General features: G+C 71.2%; 23 protein-coding genes. 18 read left to right on the top strand and 5 right to left on the bottom strand.

What is annotated here, in order from left to right; genetic code table 11:
• Window positions 1–4: 4 nt before the first annotated feature.
• Window positions 5–961, bottom strand: a complete 957-nt coding sequence (locus tag OEY_RS0104605; protein WP_010592754.1) for a hypothetical protein — start codon at window positions 959–961, stop codon at window positions 5–7.
• A 112-nt stretch (window positions 962–1,073) separates the two neighbouring features.
• Here OEY_RS0104605 and OEY_RS0104600 point away from each other — a divergent pair, with 112 nt between their 5' ends.
• The 9 genes from OEY_RS0104600 to dprA all read left to right on the top strand — a co-directional run bounded on the left by OEY_RS0104600 (window position 1,074) and on the right by dprA (window position 10,022).
• The gene (locus tag OEY_RS0104600; protein WP_010592753.1) at window positions 1,074–3,419 is read left to right on the top strand and encodes a Tex family protein; all 2,346 of its coding nucleotides are present in this window, start codon (window positions 1,074–1,076) and stop codon (window positions 3,417–3,419) included.
• A 146-nt stretch (window positions 3,420–3,565) separates the two neighbouring features.
• Entirely contained in the window at window positions 3,566–4,471 is a 906-nt protein-coding gene (locus OEY_RS0104595) for a hypothetical protein (RefSeq protein WP_026137709.1), read from the top strand.
• 85 nt (window positions 4,472–4,556) lie between these two features.
• On the top strand, window positions 4,557–4,898 hold the full coding sequence (gene rplS / locus OEY_RS0104590) for a 50S ribosomal protein L19 (protein WP_003939017.1): 342 nt from the start codon (window positions 4,557–4,559) through the stop codon (window positions 4,896–4,898).
• Window positions 4,899–5,006: 108 nt separating this feature from the next.
• Window positions 5,007–5,765, top strand: coding sequence for a signal peptidase I (lepB, locus tag OEY_RS0104585; RefSeq protein WP_017680550.1), 759 nt, complete (start codon window positions 5,007–5,009; stop codon window positions 5,763–5,765).
• A complete protein-coding gene (locus tag OEY_RS0104580) occupies window positions 5,762–6,460 on the top strand; it encodes a ribonuclease HII (RefSeq protein WP_029539889.1) in 699 nt (232 codons plus the stop codon). The genes lepB and OEY_RS0104580 overlap by 4 nt, the downstream gene beginning before the upstream one ends.
• Before the next feature lie 37 nt (window positions 6,461–6,497).
• Window positions 6,498–6,812 (top strand): DUF2469 domain-containing protein, encoded by a 315-nt coding sequence (locus OEY_RS0104575; protein WP_003939014.1) that lies wholly within the window; start codon window positions 6,498–6,500, stop codon window positions 6,810–6,812.
• A gap of 221 nt (window positions 6,813–7,033) precedes the next feature.
• Complete coding sequence (locus tag OEY_RS0104570) at window positions 7,034–7,390, top strand: YraN family protein (RefSeq protein WP_010592749.1); 357 nt, start codon at window positions 7,034–7,036, stop codon at window positions 7,388–7,390.
• A complete protein-coding gene (locus OEY_RS0104565) occupies window positions 7,390–8,898 on the top strand; it encodes a YifB family Mg chelatase-like AAA ATPase (RefSeq protein ID WP_010592748.1) in 1,509 nt (502 codons plus the stop codon). The genes OEY_RS0104570 and OEY_RS0104565 overlap by 1 nt, the downstream gene beginning before the upstream one ends.
• Window positions 8,895–10,022, top strand: coding sequence for a DNA-processing protein DprA (gene dprA, locus OEY_RS0104560; protein ID WP_010592747.1), 1,128 nt, complete (start codon window positions 8,895–8,897; stop codon window positions 10,020–10,022). Before OEY_RS0104565 ends, dprA begins: the two co-directional genes overlap by 4 nt.
• Window positions 10,023–10,025: 3 nt before the next feature.
• On the opposite strand, the gene OEY_RS0104555 is transcribed toward dprA, so the two are convergent.
• Window positions 10,026–10,262 carry a hypothetical protein gene (locus OEY_RS0104555; RefSeq protein WP_225222748.1) on the bottom strand — a complete coding sequence of 79 codons (237 nt, stop codon included), beginning with the start codon at window positions 10,260–10,262 and terminating at the stop codon, window positions 10,026–10,028.
• A 135-nt stretch (window positions 10,263–10,397) separates the two neighbouring features.
• On the opposite strand from OEY_RS0104555, the gene OEY_RS0104550 reads away from it, so the two are divergent.
• Window positions 10,398–11,192, top strand: a complete 795-nt coding sequence (locus OEY_RS0104550) for a siderophore-interacting protein (protein WP_010592745.1) — start codon at window positions 10,398–10,400, stop codon at window positions 11,190–11,192.
• Window positions 11,193–11,198: 6 nt separating this feature from the next.
• Here the strand turns inward: OEY_RS0104550 and OEY_RS0104545 are convergent, their stop codons facing one another.
• The gene (locus OEY_RS0104545) at window positions 11,199–12,359 is read right to left on the bottom strand and encodes a multidrug effflux MFS transporter (RefSeq protein ID WP_010592744.1); all 1,161 of its coding nucleotides are present in this window, start codon (window positions 12,357–12,359) and stop codon (window positions 11,199–11,201) included.
• Window positions 12,360–12,456: 97 nt separating this feature from the next.
• Here OEY_RS0104545 and OEY_RS0104540 point away from each other — a divergent pair, with 97 nt between their 5' ends.
• Together OEY_RS0104540 and OEY_RS29425 are read left to right on the top strand one after the other, a co-directional pair.
• Complete coding sequence (locus tag OEY_RS0104540) at window positions 12,457–13,383, top strand: tyrosine recombinase XerC (protein ID WP_010592743.1); 927 nt, start codon at window positions 12,457–12,459, stop codon at window positions 13,381–13,383.
• A gap of 753 nt (window positions 13,384–14,136) precedes the next feature.
• The gene (locus OEY_RS29425; RefSeq protein WP_010592742.1) at window positions 14,137–15,135 is read left to right on the top strand and encodes a MinD/ParA family ATP-binding protein; all 999 of its coding nucleotides are present in this window, start codon (window positions 14,137–14,139) and stop codon (window positions 15,133–15,135) included.
• On the opposite strand, the gene OEY_RS0104530 is transcribed toward OEY_RS29425, so the two are convergent.
• A complete protein-coding gene (locus OEY_RS0104530) occupies window positions 15,090–15,638 on the bottom strand; it encodes a M23 family metallopeptidase (RefSeq protein WP_010592741.1) in 549 nt (182 codons plus the stop codon). The two genes, OEY_RS29425 and OEY_RS0104530, sit on opposite strands and share 46 nt — an antisense overlap.
• Window positions 15,639–15,959: 321 nt before the next feature.
• On the opposite strand from OEY_RS0104530, the gene rpsB reads away from it, so the two are divergent.
• The 6 genes from rpsB (at window position 15,960) to OEY_RS0104500 (ending at window position 20,954) form a co-directional block, all read left to right on the top strand.
• Window positions 15,960–16,793, top strand: a complete 834-nt coding sequence (gene rpsB / locus OEY_RS0104525; protein ID WP_003939003.1) for a 30S ribosomal protein S2 — start codon at window positions 15,960–15,962, stop codon at window positions 16,791–16,793.
• Between the two features lie 159 nt (window positions 16,794–16,952).
• The gene (tsf, locus tag OEY_RS0104520) at window positions 16,953–17,777 is read left to right on the top strand and encodes a translation elongation factor Ts (protein ID WP_010592739.1); all 825 of its coding nucleotides are present in this window, start codon (window positions 16,953–16,955) and stop codon (window positions 17,775–17,777) included.
• A gap of 161 nt (window positions 17,778–17,938) precedes the next feature.
• Window positions 17,939–18,667, top strand: a complete 729-nt coding sequence (gene pyrH, locus OEY_RS0104515; RefSeq protein ID WP_003939001.1) for a UMP kinase — start codon at window positions 17,939–17,941, stop codon at window positions 18,665–18,667.
• A gap of 28 nt (window positions 18,668–18,695) precedes the next feature.
• On the top strand, window positions 18,696–19,253 hold the full coding sequence (gene frr, locus OEY_RS0104510; RefSeq protein WP_006937444.1) for a ribosome recycling factor: 558 nt from the start codon (window positions 18,696–18,698) through the stop codon (window positions 19,251–19,253).
• 2 nt (window positions 19,254–19,255) lie between these two features.
• Window positions 19,256–20,218, top strand: coding sequence for a phosphatidate cytidylyltransferase (locus tag OEY_RS0104505; protein ID WP_010592738.1), 963 nt, complete (start codon window positions 19,256–19,258; stop codon window positions 20,216–20,218).
• Window positions 20,219–20,255: 37 nt separating this feature from the next.
• A complete protein-coding gene (locus OEY_RS0104500; RefSeq protein WP_010592737.1) occupies window positions 20,256–20,954 on the top strand; it encodes a class I SAM-dependent methyltransferase in 699 nt (232 codons plus the stop codon).
• Between the two features lie 48 nt (window positions 20,955–21,002).
• On the opposite strand, the gene OEY_RS0104495 is transcribed toward OEY_RS0104500, so the two are convergent.
• A partial coding sequence (locus OEY_RS0104495; RefSeq protein ID WP_010592736.1) for an HpcH/HpaI aldolase/citrate lyase family protein occupies window positions 21,003–21,731 on the bottom strand: 729 nt, incomplete at its 5' end.

The raw sequence follows: 21,731 nt of genomic DNA, 5'->3' as shown, positions 1-21,731 counted from the left end.
ACGCTCAGTGCGTCCCGGCGCTGCCGAACACCGTGCGGACCACCTCGGTCACCGTCTCCCGCGCGTGCTGCGCGCTCGCATCCCCGGTCGCATCGAACAGCGCCGTGTCCGGCAGATCGGTCCACCGGTCGTCGTCCGCGTCGTAGTGCACGAGTTCGCGGGAGAGCACTACCAGCACGTACCGCTCGTCGTCCCCGACGAACCCCGTGGACAGATGGATCCAGCGCCCGTCCAGGCAGCACATCCAACCCTGCTTGACGCCGAGCCCGGTGGTGTCGCTCAGCCCGTCCGGCAACCCGAATCGCTGGTCGTACCCGTCGGCGCCGACGGGGCCGGCGGCACGCAGGTGCCCCAGGATCGTCGCCCGGCCCCACTCGTCGAGCCCGCCCGTGCCGTCGAGCAGATCCGCGTACCAGGTGAGCAGGTCCGACGCGGTGGTGACGGTGTTCCACCACAGCCCGTCCGCCGGCGCGACGGTGCCGGTGAGCGCGTGCCGCGCGGCGGTACGCTCGACGATCTCCGAGTCGCCGTGCCGGAACCACAGGTCGTTCGCCGCCGAATCGTCCGACGACTCGAGCATCGCGGTGATCCGGTCGTAGTCGCTGCCGCCGAGCGGCAACTCGCCCGTCGCCGCCCGGTACAGCAGGTCGTCGGCGATGAACAGCTTGGCCACCGACGCGGTCTCGACGGGTGTGTCGACGCCGCCGACGACCCGGAGCCCGGTCCGCCGGTCGAGCGCGGCGATCGTGACGTCGGCGCCGCGCCCGGCCGCGGTCGCCGCCGCGGCCGTCATCCGATCGGGCAGCGAACCGAGTGGTTCGAGCGGACCGGGGGACTCGACGCCGGCGGACGGCAGGGCGACCGGCGACCCGACCGGCTCCGGGCCGCACGCCCCCACCGTCGCTGCGGTCAGCAACGACAGCGCCAGCATCGCCCAGCGTCCGCCGCGCACCCGGGACATATCCACCCTCCTGTTGTCGATTGTCCGACGAACTCGTCCCACCGTCGAGGAGACGCGCACGCCCCTCCGCGTCACCGAGGGCGGAGGAAGGATAGCGGTAGGGTCGACCGCTGTGACGACCGCTCTCAAGACCGTGAATCAGCGCATCGCCGAGGAACTCGCCGTCCGGGAAGGTCAGGTCGCCGCGGCGGTCGACCTGCTCGACGGCGGCGCGACGGTGCCGTTCATCGCCCGTTACCGCAAGGAGGTCACCGGCGGGCTCGACGACGCCCAGCTCCGGCAGCTCGAAGAACGCCTGCGATACCTGCGTGAACTCGACGAGCGCCGCACGGCGGTGCTCGAGTCCGTCGAATCCCAGGGCAAGCTGGACGACGAGCTGCGCACGCAGATCCTGCTCGCCGACACCAAGGCCCGGCTCGAGGACATCTACCTGCCGTTCAAGCCGAAGCGCCGCACCAAGGCGCAGATCGCGCGGGAGGCCGGTCACGAGCCCGTCGCCGACGCCCTCCTCGGCGACCCCACCACCGACCCCGCGCAGTACAGCGCCGAACAGCTCGACGGCGCCCGCGCCATCCTCGTCGAACGCTTCGCCGAGGACGCCGACCTCGTCGGCGAGCTGCGCGAGGCGATGTGGACCCGCGGCCAGCTGAAGTCCACCGTGCGTCCCGGCAAGGAAACCGAGGGTGCCAAGTTCGCCGACTACTTCGAGTTCTCCGAGCCCTTCCCCGACCTGCCCTCGCATCGCATCCTGGCGGCGCTGCGCGGCGAGAAGGAGGAGGTGCTGAGCCTGTCGCTCGAACCGGACTCCGAGGAACCCGAGCCCGGGCAGCGCACCTACTACGAAGGCCGCATCGCCACCCGCTTCGGCATCGCCGACGAGGGCCGGGCCGCCGACAAGTGGCTCCTCGACACCGTCCGCTGGGCGTGGCGCACCAAACTGCTCGTCTCCCTCGCCCTCGACATCCGCATGCGGCTGCGGCAGTCCGCCGAGAAGGACGCCGTGGACGTGTTCGCCGCGAACCTGCGCGACCTGCTGCTCGCCGCCCCCGCCGGCACCCGGCCGACGATGGGACTCGACCCCGGCTTCCGCACCGGCACCAAGGTCGCCGTCGTCGACGCCACCGGCAAGGTCGTCGCGCACGACACGATCTATCCGCACCAGCCGCACAACAAGCGGGACCAGGCCCTGGCCACCCTGGCGCGGCTCGTCGCGCAGCACGGTGTGGAACTGATCGCGATCGGGAACGGCACCGCCTCCCGCGAGACCGATGCCCTCGCCACCGAACTGATCGCGAAGTCCGGCGCCACGAACCTGACCAAGATCGTGGTGTCCGAGGCCGGCGCGTCCGTGTACTCGGCGTCGGCGTACGCCTCGAAGGAACTGCCGGACCTCGACGTGTCGATCCGCGGTGCCGTGTCCATCGCCCGGCGCCTGCAGGACCCGCTCGCCGAACTCGTCAAGATCGATCCCAAGTCGATCGGCGTCGGCCAGTACCAGCACGACGTGTCCGAGACGCTGCTCGCCCGCTCCCTCGGCACGGTCGTCGAGGACGCGGTCAACGCCGTCGGTGTGGACGTCAACACCGCGTCGGTGCCGCTCCTGGCCCGGGTGTCGGGCATCACGTCGTCCCTCGCCGAGAGCATCGTCGCCCACCGCGACGGGAACGGGCCGTTCCGCACCCGCAAGGACCTCACCGCGGTGCCGCGCCTCGGCCCGAAGGCGTTCGAGCAGTGTGCCGGCTTCCTGCGCATCCCGAACGGCGACGATCCGCTCGACGCGTCGAGCGTGCACCCCGAGGCGTACCCGGTCGTGCGGCGCATCGTCGACACCGCGGGCGGCGGCGTGCGCGAGCTGGTCGGCAACACCGCAGTGCTGCGGCGCCTGCGCGCGGAGGACTTCGTCGACGACCGCTTCGGTCTGCCCACGGTCACCGACATCATCGCCGAACTCGAGAAGCCGGGCCGCGACCCGCGCCCGGAGTTCAAGACCGCGACGTTCGCCGCCGGCGTCGAGAAGGTCGCCGACCTGAAACCCGGCATGGTGCTCGAGGGCGTCGTCACCAACGTCGCGGCGTTCGGGGCGTTCGTCGACGTCGGGGTGCACCAGGACGGTCTCGTGCACGTGTCCGCGATGTCCCGCAGCTTCGTCAAGGACCCGCGCGACGTCGTCAAGTCCGGCGAGGTGGTCAAGGTCAAGGTGCTCGATGTGGACGTGCCGCGGCAGCGGATCGGCCTGACGCTGCGCCTCGACGACGAGATCCCCGCTGGCGCCCCGTCCGGCGGCGGCGACTCGCGCGGTCCGCAGGACCGGGGCGGACGCCGGCCGGGTGGCCGGCAGCAGGGCAAGCGTCAGGGCGGGCAGGGGCAGGGTGGTCACCGCGGGGACCGTCGCCAGGACGCCCCGCCGGCCGCCGGCTCGATGGCGGACGCGTTGCGGCGCGCCGGATTCGGCAAGTAGACGCCGCCGGGCCGCGCCGACTACCGGCGCGGCCCGGTTCCTGACATCCTCGGGAGCATGCAGCCCACGGTGACGACCGGCCGCGCGCCGAAGGACCCGCCCCGCCCCGCCGACGAAGTCCCGAGGGCGATCGCGCCGTGACGGCCGTGACCGAGTGGCTGCAACGCGAGATCATCGACCGCGGGCGCCTGCCACTGCTGTTCTTCCTGCTCGGATTTCTCCTCGCGTTCCTGTTCATCCGGTTCAGCGTCCGCATGATCCGCGCCCAGGTGCGCTGGTGGCCCGGCAACGTCACCCCCGGCGGCCACCACGTGCACCACGTGGTGTTCGGCGTCGTCACCATGGTGATCGCGGGCGGATCCCTCATCGCCGTCTACGAGGACGGCACGCAGACCACCGGGGCGGCCCTGGCCACGCTCTTCGGCATCGGGACCGCGCTCGTGCTCGACGAGTTCGCCCTGATCTTCTACCTCAACGACGTGTACTGGGAGCAGGAGGGACGCGTCTCGGTCGATGCGGTCTTCGTCGCGATCGCCGTCACCGGCCTGGTGCTGCTCGGCCTGCAGCCCCTCGAATTCGCCGACATCACCAACTTCCGGGAGGACCCGTCATGGGTGACCCGCACCCTGATCGCCCTCTCCGCTGTCGGAAATCTGGCCCTCGCGGCGGTCGTGCTGGCCAAGGGCAAGATCTGGACGGGCCTGGTCGGTCTGTTCGTCTTCCCCCTGCTGCTGGTCGGGGCGGTGCGCCTGTCGCGGCCCGGCGCACCCTGGGCCCGCTGGCGCTACACCGGCAAGACCCGCAAGATGCGCCGCGCGATCGAACGCGAGCGGCGCTACCGACGCCCGGTGATCCGGGCGAAGATCTTCGTGCAGGACCTCGTGGCAGGCAAGCCGACGATGGACACCGTGCAGGGAGCCGTCCAGCACTCCCGCGTCGCCGCCGAAGCCGAACTGGCCCGCACCGTGCACGCCGCACCCCCGCCGATTTCCGCCACCCCGGCACCGTCTGGCACAATTGACGGGTTGCCCGGCTCGGGCACGCATACCTGACCTGGGCACGAACCAGTCGAGCACCGCCTTCCGGTGGATGCCGCTCGGTTCCTCTGCTCATGCGAACAAGCGAGGATGACAACCGATGAACACCCTGGACTTCCTGGACGCCAAGTCCCTGCGCGACGACATTCCGGACTTCCGTGCCGGCGACACCCTGAACGTGCACGTCAAGGTCATCGAGGGCTCCAAGGAGCGCGTGCAGGTCTTCAAGGGCGTCGTGATCCGTCGCCAGAACGGTGGCATCCGCGAGACCTTCACCGTGCGCAAGGTCTCGTTCGGTGTCGGCGTCGAGCGGACCTTCCCGGTGCACAGCCCCAACCTCGCCAAGATCGAGGTCGTCACCCGTGGTGACGTGCGCCGCGCCAAGCTGTACTACCTGCGCGAGCTGCGCGGCAAGGCCGCCAAGATCAAGGAAAAGCGCTGATCGTCACGCGCTGACCGTCAGGCCCCGAGTAGCCCGGTCCGGATCCGTTCCGGGCCGGGCTACTCTGATTCGGTGGCAGATTCCTCGCGAGACCCGGCCGTGCCGGAGATGCAGCAGCACAGCACCGACGACACGCCTGGACGCGATCGGAAACAGGACAAGAAGGAGAAGTCGTTCCTGCGGGAACTGCCCGTCCTGATCCTCGTCGCGCTCGTGCTGAGCTTCCTGCTCCAGACCTTCGTCGCGCGGGTGTACCTCATTCCCTCGGAGTCGATGGAGCCCACCCTGCACGGCTGCCCCGGCTGCACCGGCGACCGGATCGTCGTCGAGAAGATCGGCTACCGCTTCGGCGATCCCCGGCCCGGCGACGTCGTGGTCTTCCGCGGCCCCGACTCCTGGTCCACCGGATACGTCTCCACCCGCTCCGACAACGTCGTGATCCGCGGCGTGCAGGAGGTGGGTTCCCTCGTCGGCCTCGTCCCACCCGACGAGAACGACCTCGTCAAGCGCGTGATCGCCGTCGGCGGGCAGACCGTCGAATGCTGCGACGACCAGGGCCGCGTCCTCGTCGACGGCCGCCCCCTCGACGAGCCGTACATCGAGATGGACTTCCCGTTCACCCCCGGCGTGGTCACCTGCGAGACCGAGGTGCGCTCGGGCCGCTGCTTCGGTCCGGTCTCCGTGCCGGACGGCCACATCTGGGTCATGGGGGACAACCGCTCCAACTCCGCGGACTCGCGCTACCACGTCGCCGACGAGAACCAGGGCACCATCCCGGTCGACAACGTCATCGGCAAGGCCCGGTTCATCGTCCTGCCGCCCTCGCGGTGGGGCACCATCGATTCCCCGGAGATCCAGCAACCGTGACCCCGTGGCCGCCGCGCGCTGTGATCCGCAGGTCTGCGGGCCTGCGCACCATGGAGTCGACGCTCGTGCGATGCGGGCTCGGGCCGGTCGCGGGGGTCGACGAGGCAGGCCGCGGCGCCTGCGCCGGGCCGCTCGTCGTCGCCGCGTGCATCCTCGATCGCCGACCACATCCGACGCTCGCGCGTCTCGACGACTCCAAGAAGCTCACCGAGAAGACCCGGGAGGAGCTGTTCCCGATCATCCGACGCCGCGCGGTGGCGTGGAGCGTGGTGATCGTGCCGGCTGCCGAGATCGACGCCATCGGTGTGCACGTGGCCAACATCGAGGGCATGCGCCGTGCGGTGATGCGGCTGTCCGTCGCGCCCGGGTACGTTCTCACCGACGGGTTCCGGGTCCCGGGCCTGCCGGCGCCGTCGCTGCCGGTCATCGGCGGGGACGCCGCGGCGGCCTGCATCGCGGCGGCGAGCGTGCTCGCCAAGGTCACCCGGGACCGGATCATGGTCGACCTGGACGGCGAGCTGCCCGGCTACGGCTTCGCCGTCCACAAGGGTTACAGCACCGCCGCGCACATGGCGGCGCTGCGCGATCTCGGCCCCAGCCGGGAGCATCGCCTGCGATACGCCAACGTCGCCGCCCTCCTCGGCGACGACTCCGGCCACGGCCGATTCGGCTCCGACGAGGCGGATGCGGGATGATGGATCGACACACCAGAACGGGAGGACACCGAGACCGATGAGTGCCGAGGATCTCGAGAAGTACGAAACCGAGATGGAGCTCTCGCTGTACCGGGAGTACCGGGACATCGTCGGTCAGTTCGCGTACGTCGTGGAGACCGAGCGACGGTTCTATCTCGCCAACGCGGTCGAGCTGCTCCCGCACAATTCCGGCGGCGAGGTGTACTTCGAAGTGCGCATGTCCGACGCGTGGGTGTGGGACATGTACCGTCCGGCCCGCTTCGTCAAGCACGTCCGGGTCATCACCTTCAAGGACGTCAACATCGAAGAGCTCGACAAGCCGGACCTGCGCCTGCCCGACAAGCTGGGATAGCCGGCTCACCCCATCCGCGCCTTCGTGGCCGAATGTCACATTCAGTCGATTCGATCGAAGCGGTGTGACATTCGGCCACGGGCCGTTCACCGGCCTCGCCCCGTCGGCAGGAGTTGTCCACACCCGGCGAGTTCATCCACAGATTCCGTGATCCGGACCGGCGGGGGCCGCGGGCGTCCCTCCTGTGCCGCACAGTGGTTGCCACACAGGGAGGGACGGGGATGGGACGTAATCAGCAGGTGGGGGCGCTGGGGGAGGACCTGGCCGCCGAGTTTCTCGAGTCGGCGGGCTTGGTGGTGCTCGCGCGCAACTGGCGTAGCCGGTACGGCGAACTCGATCTGATCGCCGAGGACGGCGACACCGTGGTGTTCGTGGAGGTCAAGACCCGCACCGGCCTCGGGTACGGCACGCCGGCCGAGGCGGTGACCGCGGCGAAGGCGGACCGCATCCGGCGGCTGGGCGCGCTGTGGCTTTCCAGCCACGAGCGACGATGGCGGCGCATCCGGGTCGATGTGGTCACGGTGCTGCTCCCGTCCCGGGGCGCACCCGTGATCACCCATCGCCGGCAGGTGCTCTGATGGCGCTGGGGAAGGCCTACTCGGTGGCGGTCACGGGGGTGGACGGACAGGTCGTGGAGATCGAGGCCGACATCGGCCGCGGACTGCCGGGAGTGAAGATGGTCGGTCTGCCCGACACTGCGCTCCAGGAGTCCCGGGACCGAGTCCGGGCGGCGGTGACGAATTCCGGTGGCGAATGGCCGGATTCGCGGGTGGTGCTGGCCCTGTCGCCGGCGACGCTGCCGAAGGTGGGCAGCGTCTACGACCTCGCCCTCGCGTGCGCCGTGCTCAACGCCGCCAAGTCGATTCCACCGGAGTCGGTTGCGCGGACGATTCTGCTCGGGGAGCTGGCGCTCGACGGCCGGGTCCGGTCGGTGCGGGGAGTCCTTCCGGCGGTGCTCTCCGCCAAGCGTGCCGGGTGGGAGCGGGTGGTGGTGCCGGCCGCGACGATGCCCGAGGCCGGGTTGGTCGACGGCATCGACATCTACGGGGCGGGCACTCTCACCGAGGTGGTGCTGTGGCTGCGCGGCGACGGACCGCTCGAGCGACCCGGTCCCCGTCCACCGGGGGAGCGGCCGGGACGTGCGGACATGAGCGAGGTGGTCGGTCAGCACGAGGCACGACGGGCCATCGAGATCGCGGCCGCCGGTGCGCATCATCTGATGCTCACCGGCCCGCCCGGCATCGGGAAGACGATGCTCGCCCAGCGGCTTCCCGGGGTGTTGCCGGCGTTGACGGAGGAACAGGCGCTCGAGGTGACCGCGATCCACTCCGTCGCCGGAACGCTGTCGGCGGATCAGCCGCTCGTCACCGACCCGCCGTTCATCGCTCCCCACCACACCGCGTCGGTCAGCTCGCTCGTCGGCGGGGGCAGCGGCACGGCCAAGCCTGGTGCGGTCAGCCGTGCCCACCGGGGCGTCCTCTTCCTGGACGAGGTCGCCGAGATGGGCACCAAGGCGCTCGAGGCGTTGAGGACCCCGCTCGAGGACGGTGAGGTGCGCATCGCCCGCCGCGACGGCGTCGCGCGCTATCCGGCGCGCTTCCAGCTGATTCTCGCCGCCAATCCGTGCCCGTGTGCGCCGCCTCGCGACGCCGACTGCGTGTGCCCGCCCGCCGCGCGCCGCCGCTACCTGGGAAGGTTGTCGGGCCCGCTGCTCGACCGGGTGGACCTGCGGGTTCGGATGGAGACGGTAGCGACCGGCGCGCTCATGGGGGAGGCGGGGGAGAGCACCGAGGATGTTCGCGCCCGGGTGGCCCGGGCCCGGGCCGCCGCGGCAGCCCGCTGGAACGCGCACGGATGGAGCACCAACGCCGAGGTCCCGGGTCCCGCGCTGCGGCAGAAGTTCCGCCTGCCGCGCGCGGCGCTGGGGCCCGTGGAGTGGGCGCTGCGGAAAGGGGCGATCACCGCGCGCGGCGCGGATCGTGCGTTGCGAGTCGCGTGGACGCTGGCAGATCTCGCGGGGCTCGACGCCCCGGGAGAAGTGCAGGTGGCGACGGCTCTGGATTTCCGGGATCGGGGGACGGTGTGAGCGCGACGGATCCGCGCCGGCTGGCGTGGGCCTACCTGTCGGTCGTGGCGCAGGGGGCGTCGCGCATGCTGAACGCCGCGATCGCGGAGGCCGGCCCGGAGGTGGTCGCGGCAGCGGTGCGCGACGGTTCGATCGGCGGTCCCCTCCGCAGGCGTACCGCCGCCCGTGCCCATCTCGACTCCGCGGCGAGGGACCTCGAGCTGGTGGAGCGGCTGGGCGGCCGTCTGGTCACACCCGACGACGACGAGTGGCCGGCGTGGCAGTTGCTCGCGTTCGACGGTCTCGACGGCGCGGACGCCGATGCCGCGCCGCCGGCGTTGTGGGCGCTGGGGCGACGGCGGATCGACGAGCTGGTGGAGCGGTCCGTTGCCGTCGTCGGCACGCGTGCGGCCAGTGGCTACGGCGAGAACGTGACCGCGGAGATCGCCGGGGACCTGGCGACCGACGGGTGGGCGGTGCTGTCGGGGGCGGCCTTCGGGATCGACGCGGCGGCGCACCGGGCGGCGCTGGGGGTCGGTGGCGCGACGATGGCGGTGCTCGCGTGCGGAGTGGACCGCGCCTATCCGGCAGCGCACACCGGGTTGTTGCGGCAGATCGCCGAGCAGGGGGCGGTGGTCAGCGAGTATCCGCCCGGCACGCTGCCGGCGCGGTTCCGGTTCCTGGCCCGCAACCGACTGGTCGCGGCGCTGGGCGGGGGCGTGCTGGTGGTGGAGGCGGGCTGGCGCAGCGGGGCGCGGAACACGGCGGCGTGGGGGAGACGGCTGGGACGGCCGGTACTGGCGGTTCCGGGGCCCGTGACGTCGGCGGCGTCGCAGGGCTGTCATCGGATGATCCGGGAACAGGAGGCGCGACTGGTGGGCACCGCACGCGAGGTGGTCGAGGAGGTCGGCCCGATGGGTGTGGCCGACGACGGTGACGGGCGGTGGGCGCGAGCGCTCGACGGGCTCTCGGGCGACATGGCGGCCGTGTACGAAGCTCTGCCCGCGGTGGGTGCGGTGTCGGTGCAGCAACTGTCGGTGGCGTCGGGGCTGCTCCCGGAGCGGGTGCGGGCCGCGCTTCCGCTGCTCGAACTCGAGGGACACGTGCAGCGGGAGGCAGCCGGGTGGGCGCGCGGCGGCGGGTGAGCGTCAGGACTGCTCGTGCCCGCGTAGCTCCTCGGCTTTGGCCAGGATGGGCTTGTAGTACTTGTCGCCGAGCACCCGGGTCACCTGGGCCGCGAGCTCGGTCTCCCCGGTCTGGAGTAGGACGTACTCGAGCTCGGCCAGCTGTGCGCCGATCGCCTCGCGCCGGCGGTCCGTCTCCTCGAGGGCGCCGACGAGGCTGGTCAGGTACTGCGACGTGACGGTGTTCATCGTTTCTCGCATACCGCAACGATGGCGGAATTCCGGGGCGATGTCGGCGGATCGGCCGATCCCGGTGGTGTCGCGTCGATGCGGGGGGCGGTGGCCGGCGACGAGCGGCACGCGTACGCTGCAGTGGTTAGGTAAGGCTGAGCAAATATGGAGGTGGGCGTGGCCCCGAAGTCCCCGCGATCGACGACCCTGACGGTGACGGGCAGCGAACGCCTGACCCCGCACCTGGTGCGGGTGTACCTCGGCGGTCCCGGGTTCGACGAGTTCGAACCCGGCCCGCACACGGATTCGTACGTCAAACTCGAGCTGGAGGCCGACGGCGAGACGGTCCTGCGTACGTACACGGTGCGGGCTGTGGACCGGGAGGCCGGGCAGATCGCGATCGATTTCGTCGTCCACGGCGATCAGGGTGTCGCCGGCCCCTGGGCGGCGTCCGTACGGCCGGGGCAGACCGTCGTGGTCCGTGGCCCGGGAGGCGCCTACCGTCCGGATCCGGACGCCGACTGGCACCTGCTCGCCGGGGACGACACCGCGATTCCGGCCGTCGCCGCGGCGCTCGAAGCCCTGGCTCCGGATGCGCGGGGCCGGGTGTTCCTCGAGGTGGCCGGCCCCGACGACGAAATCGCCCTCGCGGCGCCCGCCGGAGTCGAGGTCACCTGGCTGCACCGCGGCTCCGCTGCCGGAAATGCCGGGCCGGACCTGTCCGGCGCGAGCGCGCCCCTGGTCTCGGCCGTGACCGGCGCGGAGTGGCTGCCGGGAGACCCGCACGTGTTCATCCACGGGGAAGCGGAGACGGTCATGCAGTACCTGCGGCCGTACGTCCGCAAGACCCGCGGGGTTCCGGCGGCACGCGCGTCGATCTCCGGGTACTGGCGGCGCGGCCGCAGCGAGGAGGGCTTCCGGGAGTGGAAGCGCGAACTCGCCACGGCCGAAGCGCGGTGAGCGGGCTCAGGGGCGTTCGCGGGTGAGGGTGAGCAGTGCGGTCATCGACAGCGCGGCCGAGATCGCGATCGCCAGCGCCATCGGCAGCGCGGGGTCCTCCCCGCCGAGCCCGACCAGCGGCGACACCAGGGCGGCCAGGCCAAACTGCGAGGCGCCCATGACCGCGGAACCGGTGCCCGCCGTCTTCGGCACCTGCCCCTGCGCCAGCGCCGTCGCGTTGCCCATGACGAAGCCGAGGCTGGAGACGACGAGGAACAGCAGGGGCAGCACCAGCCAGCGGGCCGTGTCCGCGACCAGGACCGCGAGCACCAGCAGGATTCCGGCGGCCAGCATCTGGGCTACGCCGTACCGCAACAGGTTCCGCACCTCGAAGCGGCCGATGAGCCGGGTGTTGACGATGTTGCCTGCGACGAGGCCCACCGAGTTGACGGCGAAGATCAGGGAGAACTGTCCCGGCGTCATTCCCAGGACCTCCTGGACCACGAACGGTGACGCGGAGATGTACGAGAACATGGCGCCGAAGCCGAGCGCGAACGTCGCGGCGTAACCCACGAACTGCCGATTGCCGATCACCGTGCCGAAGTTGCGGGCGAGCGTCGCCAGGCCCCCGCTGTGGCGGCGTTCGGGCGGCAGTGTCTCCGGAACGACCGTGAGCACCGCGACGACCATCACCACCGCGAGGCCCGTCAGAACCCAGAAGATGCCGCGCCAGCCGATCGGCCCGAGGAGGACGCCGCCGAGCAGGGGTGCGACGATCGGTGCCACTCCGCCGATGATCATCATGATGCTGAACAGGCGGGCGGCCTCGTTGCTGCGGGAGCGATCCGCGATCACTGCGCGCGCCAGCACGATTCCCGTGCCGCCGCTGAAGCCCTGGATCAGGCGCGCCGCGATGAGCACCTCCACTGTCGGCGCCGTCGCGCACAGGGCGCTGCTCAGAGCCAGGACGACGGTGCCCGCCAGTAGCAGGCGACGCCTGCCCCACCCGTCGGAGAGCGGTCCCACGACGAGCTGCCCGACGCCGAGGCCGGCCATGAAGGTGGTGAGCGTGAGCTGGATGCCTACCGTGCTGGTGCCGAGACTCTCCGACATGATCGGCAGTCCGGGCAGATACATGTCGGTGGCCAGCGGCGCGGTAGCGGAGAGCAGTGCCAGACCGAACAGCATCGGCAACGGAATCGTTTTACTCACGAACTAACCTTAGTGTGGGCCCGATCGGCGTGTTCGGTTGCGTGGGCGGTACCCACGGCGCACGGTGACGGCCATGGACACCGCGCTGCCGCCGCCTCTCGCCGTGCACCTCGAGGAGTTCGTCGAGCACCTCGACTTGCAGGGCGGCCGGTCTGCCCACACGATCCGCGCGTACACGACCGACATCCGCACCCTCCTCGCCCACCTCGAGACCGGCCACCCGGATGCGCGGATCGACGACCTCACCCTCGAGGTGCTTCGCTCCTGGCTGGCCGACCAGGTCGCGGGTGGCGCTGCCCGTACGACCCTGGCGCGGCGCACCTCCTCCGCCCGGACCTTCTGCGCGTGGCTGGCCCGCACCGGCCGGCTCGACCACGATCCCGCGGCTCGGCTGGTGTCGGCCCGCACCCATCGCACCCTTCCGCCGGTGTTGCGGGCCGACCAGGCATGCGAGGTGATGGCGGCTGCGGAAGCCGGTGCGCGCGAGCTGGACCCGGTGGCGCTGCGCGACCGGCTCGTGCTGGAGCTGCTGTACGCGACGGGGATCCGGGTCGGGGAGCTGTGCGGGCTCGATGTCGACGACGTCGATGCCGATCGTCGGGCGCTGCGCGTGCTCGGCAAGGGCAACAGGGAGCGGACCGTGCCGTACGGTGCGCCCGCCGCCACTGCGCTCGACGCGTGGCTGCACAGCGGACGGCCCGCCCTCGCGCGCCCGGACTCCGGGCCCGCACTTCTGCTCGGTGCACGCGGCGGGCGGCTGGGCCCGCGCCAGGTCCGTTCCGTGGTGCACGAGAACGTGGCCGCGGTCCCCGGCGCGCCCGACCTCGCGCCGCACGGGCTGCGGCACAGCGCCGCCACCCATCTGCTCGAGGGCGGAGCCGACCTGCGGGTGGTGCAGGAGTTGCTCGGACATGCGAGCCTCGCGACGACCCAGCTCTACACCCATGTGTCGGTAGCGCGGCTGAGGGCGGCGCACGAACAGGCGCATCCGCGGGCGTGACCCGGGCGACGACGAACCCGAGGTTTGGTACGGTCGCCGCCGCACCTGCTGCGCAATCCGGGGGGAATTGTGGGACACGAGGAGTCGACGCACGCTCTGCCTGCCTGGCTTCGGGACGAACCGGCGCCGGTCGGCCGCCGCGGAAGGCGACGGGGTGGCGACCGTGCGGTCGTGCTGCCTGCGCATCCGGAGCTGCCTGCGCAGCCGGAGCCGCCTGCGCAGCCTGTACATCCGCCGTCCCGGCCCGCGCCCGTCGAGGTGGACCGGTCGACGGGTCTGCCGGATCCGGTGCCGTCGGTCCCGTTCGGCATGCCTCCTCGAGAACGTCCCGCATCTGTGCCCGAAGCGCGGATCGTCGATGCAGCGGTTCCCGAACCGTCCCGTGTCGAACCTGTCACCCCCGAACCCGTCACCCCCGAACCTGGGGACCCCGAACCTGGGGAGCCCGAACCTGCGGACCCGGAACCCGCCCTCGAAGCCGCAACAACAGAACCGGTGGTGCCGGAACCGGTTGTCACCGGACAACCCGCCGACGCCGCGGTGGCCGGGCCCGCGACTGCGACCGGTCCGGAGGAGGCGGCGGGGCAGAACGGTCCGGGGGAACATCACCGCACCGAGCCCGCACCGCGTCCACCCACGCCCGGCGCGGACGCCGCCGGGTCACCCCTGCGAGCGGCGGACGATCCCGAACGCCCGACGTCGTCGACCCCTCCCGGGCATTCCACCCCAGGACACCGCCGGGAAACCGGCACGGTGGAGTCCGGCGCGCCGGAGCCCCGGCCGTCCGATCAGGACCTGACCTCCGGCGCCCTGGTCCGGCGGTCCCGGCGCTCTCCGGCAGCCGGTTGGCGGCGCAGCGTGCACCGGCTCACCGGCGGGATCCTCGCGCCCGGCGAATCGACCGACGAGGCGTACCGGCGTGAGCTCCGGGACCGGGTCCGGCAGCCGATCAGCGGCGACTACCGGATCGCGGTGCTCTCCCTCAAGGGCGGTGTCGGGAAGACGACGACCACCGTCGGTCTCGGCTCCACGTTCGCCTCGTTGCGGGGGGACTGCGTGATCGCGGTCGACGCGAATCCCGACTTCGGGACGCTCGCGCAGCGAGTGCCCCAGCAGACCGAGTCCACGGTGCGCGACCTGCTCGCCGCGGCCCCGCGGATCTCCCGCTACGCCGACGTCCGCGCGCACACGTCGCAGGCGCCGAGCCGTCTCGAGGTGCTTGCGAGCGAACGCGACCCGGCCGTGTCCGAGGCGTTCAGCGAGGACGACTACCGCCGCGTCGTGGACATCCTGCGGGTGTACTACAACGTCGTCCTCACCGACTGCGGCACGGGCATCATGCATTCGGCGATGCGGGGGGTGCTCGATCTCGCCCACGCGCTCGTGCTCGTCGCATCCCCGGCGATCGACGGGGCCCGGAGCGCTGCCGCGACGCTCGACTGGTTGCAGCACCACGGTTTCGGGGCGCTCGTCGAGCGCACCGTCGTGGTGATCAGCGCTGCCCGGCCCGGGGCCACCAACATCGACATGCAGGCACTGACGGGCCACTTCCTCGCGCGGTGCCGGGCCGTGCAGGTGGTGCCGTTCGACGAGCACCTCGCCGAGGGGGCCGAGATCGACCTCGCTCTGCTCCGGCCCGCCACTCGTCGCGCCTTCCTCGAACTCGCCGCCATGGTCGCCGACGACTTCGCCGCGGTGTCGGGACGTCACGCCGCGGGCCGCGGCCCGGAGCCGAGCCGCGGGCGCGCCTGAGCGGTCCCGCCGCCGCGCCCGGACACGGGCTCGAGACGGATCACCGACCGCACGAGCGGCAACGGGTCGAGGTAGTCGTCGCGGCCTCGGCGCATTCCCCAGTGCAGGCAGGCCACCGCGGGGCAACCCTCGTGGCCCGGCTCGAGGGTGCCGAGCGGGTCCCCCCGTTCCACGCGCCGGCCGGCGGTGACCGTCGCGGTCACCGGCTCGTAGGTGGTGCGCAGCCCGCCGGCGTGCTCCACCGAGACCACGGGTTTGCCGGCGACGGTCCCCGCGAACACCACTACACCGGCACCGGCGGCGAGCACCGGCTGCCCGGGCCGGCCGGCGAGGTCGGCGCCCCGGTGCCCGGGAAGCCAGTCGTGCTCGGGACCGTCGAAGGGGCGGGCCACCGCCGGCCGTGGCTGCAGCGGCCAGCCGAACTCGCGGGGGGACGCCGCGGCGGGAATCGACCCCGCCAGTGCGGCGAGCGCGGTCAGGACGGCGATCCCGGTGATCTTCATCCGCCCAGCGTGCCGGGCGGTGCCTGCGACGGACAGAGTCTGCCCGGCATTGTGGACAACCCTCCGATTCGTCCACAGATCGTCCGAACCGGCCCGCTGATCAGGCAGTTGTGGTTCCCGCAGGGCAAGGCCGTACACTGTTCGAGCGGTCTGTGTTCGCAGATCGACTTCGCGCGTCCGCGCGCTGATCGCCGCCCGGTGCTCCGGGCGCCATCGGAAATTGGCCGTCGGCCGGTCCCGCAAGGGTCCGACGGGCATGCGGACGCCAGGGCGGGGATCACCCGATCTCCCGCGGCAACCGAACCGAAAGAGAGAACAGCCATGGCTGTCGTAACAATGAAGCAGCTGCTCGACAGCGGCGCCCACTTCGGTCACCAGACCCGTCGCTGGAACCCGAAGATGAAGCGGTTCATCTTCACCGACCGCAACGGCATCTACATCATCGACCTGCAGCAGACCCTGACGTACATCGACAAGGCGTACGAGTTCATCAAGGAGACGGTCGCCCACGGTGGCACCGTGCTGTTCGTCGGCACCAAGAAGCAGGCGCAGGAGTCCATCGCGGAAGAGGCCACCCGGGTCGGGATGCCCTACGTGAACCAGCGCTGGCTCGGCGGCATGCTCACCAACTTCTCCACCGTCCACAAGCGCCTGCAGCGCCTGAAGGAGCTGGAGTCGATGGAGCAGACCGGTGGGTTCGAGGGTCGCACCAAGAAGGAAATCCTCATGCTCACGCGTGAGAAGACCAAGCTCGAGCGCACCCTCGGTGGCATCCGCGACATGGCCAAGGTGCCGTCGGCGATCTGGGTCGTCGACACCAACAAGGAGCACATCGCCGTCGGCGAGGCCCGCAAGCTGAACATCCCGGTCGTCGCGATCCTCGACACCAACTGCGATCCCGACGTCGTCGACTACCCGATCCCGGGCAACGACGATGCGATCCGTTCGGCTGCGCTGCTGACCAAGGTCGTCGCCTCCGCCGTCGCCGAGGGCGTGCAGGCCCGCGCCGGCCAGAGCGCCGACAAGGACGCCAAGCCGGAGGCCGGCGCCGGCGAGCCGCTCGCCGAGTGGGAGCAGGAGCTGCTCGCGCAGGCCACCCCGGCCGCCGAAGCCGAGGCCCCCGCCGCCGACGCGGCGCCCTCCGCCGAAGCCTGATCCGATGCGCGGCCCCGACCGGTAGATCCTGAGATCATGGTCGGGGCCGTCGCACGCGACCGCGCCGCATCAGTGCACCCGCACGCGACCGAGCCGCATCAGAGGAAACTTCCGCGCGAGCACCCATCGCGCACAACAGACACAGGAGGCTCGCTTCCCATGGCGAACTACACCGCCGCCGACGTCAAGCGTCTGCGTGAGCTCACCGGCTCCGGAATGCTGGCGTGCAAGAACGCCCTCGCCGACAACGACGGCGACTTCGACAAGGCCGTCGAGCAGCTGCGCATCAAGGGCGCCAAGGACGTGGGCAAGCGCGCCGAGCGCTCCACCGCCGAGGGCCTGGTCGCCGCGAAGAACGGCGTGCTCATCGAGCTCAACTCCGAGACCGACTTCGTCGCCAAGAACGACGAGTTCCAGGCTCTCGCCGAGAAGATCGTCACCGCTGCGGCCGAGGCCAAGCCGGCCGACCTCGAGGCCCTCAAGGCCGTCGAGGTCGACGGCAAGACCGTCGACACCCTCGTGCAGGAGCTCTCCGCCAAGATCGGCGAGAAGCTCGAGCTGCGCCGTCTCGCCGTCTTCGACGGCCCCGTCGCGGTGTACCTGCACAAGCGTGCGTCCGACCTGCCGCCGGCTGTCGGCGTGCTCGTCGAGTACTCCGGTGAGGGTGACGCCGCCGCAGAGGCCGCCCGTGCCGCCGCGATGCAGGTCGCCGCGCTGAAGGCGAAGTACCTCTCCCGCGACGAGGTTCCGGCCGACACGGTCGAGAACGAGCGCCGCATCGCGGAGGAGACCGCCAAGAACGAGGGCAAGCCGGAGGCCGCCCTGCCGAAGATCGTCGAGGGCCGGCTCAACGGCTTCTTCAAGGACGTCGTGCTGCTCGAGCAGGCCTCGGTGACGGACTCGAAGAAGACCGTCAAGGCGCTGCTCGACGATGCCGGTGCCACCGTGTCGCGCTTCGTGCGTTTCGAGGTCGGCGGCAGCTAGACCTCTCGTTTCCTCGACCCCGTCGGCGCTCGCCGGCGGGGTCGAGGCGCGTCGGCGACCCGATTTCGGGCCGATCGGACACTCGCGCCCCCGTCTCGGTTCCACGGGGTCGGATGAGGCAGGATGAAAGGGCCGACCCACCGCTCGACCCGAGGAGAACCATGTCCGAACACGCCCAGGAACGTCCCGGTTTCCGTCGGGTGCTGCTCAAGCTCGGTGGGGAGATGTTCGGCGGGGGCAAGGTCGGTCTCGACCCGGACGTGGTGACGACCGTCGCCGAGGAGATCGCCGAGGTCGTCCGCTCCGGGGTGGAGGTAGCCGTGGTCATCGGCGGCGGCAACTTCTTCCGGGGCGCCGAACTGCAGCAGCGCGGTCTCGACCGCGCTCGCTCCGACTACATGGGCATGCTCGGCACGGTAATGAATTCCCTTGCGTTGCAGGATTTCCTGGAGAAGCAGGGCGTGGACACCCGCGTCCAGACCGCTATCACGATGGGGCAGGTCGCCGAGCCGTACCTGCCGCTGCGTGCCCGCCGGCATCTCGAGAAGGGCCGCGTGGTGATCTTCGGTGCCGGCATGGGCATGCCGTACTTCTCCACCGACACCACCGCCGCGCAGCGCGCCCTCGAGATCGGCGCGGAGGTGGTCCTGATGGCCAAGGCCGTCGACGGGGTCTACTCGGCCGACCCCCGGATCGACGCCGACGCGACCCTGTTCACCGAGATCACCCACCGCGAGGTCATCGAGAAGGGCCTCAAGGTCGCGGATGCGACCGCCTTCAGTCTCTGCATGGACAACGACATGCCGATCATGGTCTTCAACCTGCTCACCGAGGGGAATATCGCTCGGGCTGTCGCCGGTGAGAAGATCGGAACACTCGTACGGTCATGAACGGACAACGGAACATGGAGGAACAGCCGTGATCGATGAAGCTCTCTTCGAAGCCGAGGAGAAGATGGAAAAGGCCGTCACGGTGGCCAAGGACGATCTCGGATCCATCCGCACCGGCCGCGCGAACCCCGGCATGTTCTCCAGGATCGTCGTCGACTACTACGGCGCGCCCACCCCGGTCACGCAGATGGCCAGCATCAACGTCCCCGAGGCGCGCATGGTGGTCGTCAAACCCTACGAGGCCTCGCAGCTCGGCCCGATCGAGACCGCGATCCGCAACTCCGACCTGGGCGTCAATCCGACCAACGACGGGTCCCTGATCCGCATCTCCATCCCGCAGCTGACCGAGGAACGCCGCCGCGAGCTGGTCAAGCAGGCCAAGGCCAAGGGCGAGGACGCCAAGGTGTCCGTGCGCAACGTGCGACGGAAGGCGATGGAGGAGCTGCACCGCATCCAGAAGGACGGCGAGGCCGGCGAGGACGACGTCACCCGCGCGGAAAAGGAGCTCGACAAGACCACGGCGAAGTACGTGGCGCAGATCGACGAGCTGGTCAAGCACAAGGAAGCCGAGCTGCTGGAGGTTTAACCGTGGGTACCGCCGCCGGGTCGTCCGATCCGCAGCTCCCCCTGGGCGTCACCGACGCCGACTCGGCGGCCGACGCCGCGAAGGCGGGCACCGAGGTCCCGCCGGGCCGGCCCGATCCGACCCCTGCCGCGGAGCCGGAGAAGAAGGCGTCCCGCGCCGGCCGGAACCTGCCCGCCGCCGTGGGCGTGGGCGCCGGGCTCGGTGGCCTCGTCATCGGCGTGCTCGCGTTCGCCCCCAAGGCCTGGCTCCTCGTCGTCGCGGTGGCCATCGCGATCGCCACCTGGGAGGTCACCAAGCGCCTGCGTGAGGCGGACGTCCTGGTTCCCCGGGTCCCGCTCCTGGTCGGGGGGCAGGCGATGATCTGGCTCGGCTGGCCCTACGGCACCACCGGCGTGCTCGGCGCCTTCGCCGGCACCACCGTCGTGTCGATGCTGTGGCGGCTGTTCGACCGCGGACTGCGCGGCCGGCCCCGCAACTACCTGCGCGACACCGCGGTCACCGTCTTCACCGCGGCATGGGTACCTTTCCTCGCGTCGTTCGCGACGCTGATGGTCCTCGAGGACGACGGTGCCGCCCGGGTGTTCTGCCTGATGATCGTGTGCGTCGCATCCGACGTCGGCGGATACGCGTCCGGGGTGCTGTTCGGCAAGCACCCGATGGCGCCCGCGATCAGCCCGAAGAAGTCCTGGGAGGGTTTCGGCGGCTCGGTTCTCGCCTGCACCGTCGCCGGTGTGCTCACGGTGACCCTGCTGCTCGACGCCGCCTGGTGGATCGGTGTGCTCCTCGGCGTCGTGCTCGCCGCCACGGCCACGGCGAGCGACCTGATCGAGTCGCAGGTCAAACGGGATCTCGGCATCAAGGACATGGGCACCCTGCTGCCCGGCCACGGCGGGATCATGGATCGGCTGGACTCCATCCTGCCGTCCGCGTTCGTCACCTGGCTCGTCCTCGGGGCCTTCGTCTAGGCCGGTGACGAGAAGGCAGCGGTCCGACACGCACGGGGTGGTGCCCAGCCCCAACATCTGGCACTGGCCGGAGGTCTACGAGGAAGAGAACCGCGCCCAGGACGTCCACGGCGTCGTGTACACGGCGCTGCGCGAGGCATACGACTGGGCCGGTCGGGACGTGGTCGACGTGGGCTGCGGCACCGGCTTCCACCTGCCGATGTTCGCGGCCGCGGCGCGCACCGTGACCGGTGTCGAACCGCACCCGCCGCTGGTGGAACTGGCACGGCGACGGATGCGGGGCCAACCGGGCGTGCGAGTGCAGACCGGTTCGGCCGAGCACCTGCCGCTCGCGGACAGCAGCGTGGACCTCGTGCACGCCCGTACCGCGTACTTCTTCGGTCCCGGGTGCGGGGCAGGTATCGCCGAGGCGATGCGCGTGCTGCGGCCCGGCGGCGCCCTCGCGATCGTCGATCTCGACGCGACCGCCCATCCGTACGGCGAATGGATGCGCGCGGACCTGCCGCACTACGACCCGCGCACAGTCGAGGCGTTCTTCGACGCCCAAGGTTTCGACCTGCGCCGGCTCGACACGGAGTGGCGTTTCCCGGACCGCGCCACGCTCGAGCGCGTACTCGGCATCGAGTTCGGCCCGCGGGTGGCCGAGCGCGCGGTGCGTGGCACGGCAGGCACCGCCCTCACGGTGCGCTACCGGCTGCACGTGCGCCGCAAGCCCCGGGGACTGGAGATCGCCTGACCGTGCCGTGAACCTGCCGGGGGTCGCGAACCTGCCGGGGCCGCGAACCTACCGGTGGTGGGTGCCCCGGATGCGGAACACCCGGGCCAGTTCGCTGATCCTCTTGGCCTTGGCCAGGCGGGGCAGGTCACTGCCGTCGCGCACACCGCGGCCGTCCTCCCCGAGTGTGTCGATCACGTCGCGGGCCCAGCCGACCTCGTCGGAACTGGGGCTCAGGGCGGCGTTGGCGAACGGTGCCCGGGCCGGGGTCATGCACAGCTTCCCGGTCATTCCCATGGAGGCGGTCAGCTTCGCCTCCCGCTCGAGAACCTCGGGGTCGTCGGTCAGCGACGGTCCGTCGACGGGACCGGGCAGGCGGGCCGCCCGGCTCGACACGACCAGGCGGGAACGCGGGTACGCCATCGCGAGCGGGGAGTCGTCCATTCCGGTGTCGCGGCGGAAGTCGCCGCTGCCGAAAGCCAGCCGGAACGTCCCGTCGGCGCGGGCGATCTCGGGCGTGGCCTCGAGGCCCACCGCCGACTCGATGAGCACGAGGATGCGGGTTCCGGGCGGCAACTGAGCGGCGGTGGCGTCGACCTGCTGGCCGCTTTCGGTCTTGGCGAGCATCACGCCCTGCAGGCCGGGAACCGCGGCGAGCGCGGCGAGATCGTCGGCCCAGTGCACGGTGGTGGCGTCGTTGATCCGCACCCAGGCACGGCCACCGCCGCGCAGCCATTCGACGACGTGACCCCGTGCGGCGGCTTTGCCGGCCGCCGGCACGGCGTCCTCGAGGTCGAG

This window comes from Rhodococcus sp. P14 (assembly GCF_000256505.1).
Classification (GTDB): Bacteria; Actinomycetota; Actinomycetes; order Mycobacteriales; family Mycobacteriaceae; genus Rhodococcus; species Rhodococcus ruber.
Note: the sequence above shows the minus strand (reverse complement) of the source record. Positions and strands in the feature narration are given on the sequence as shown.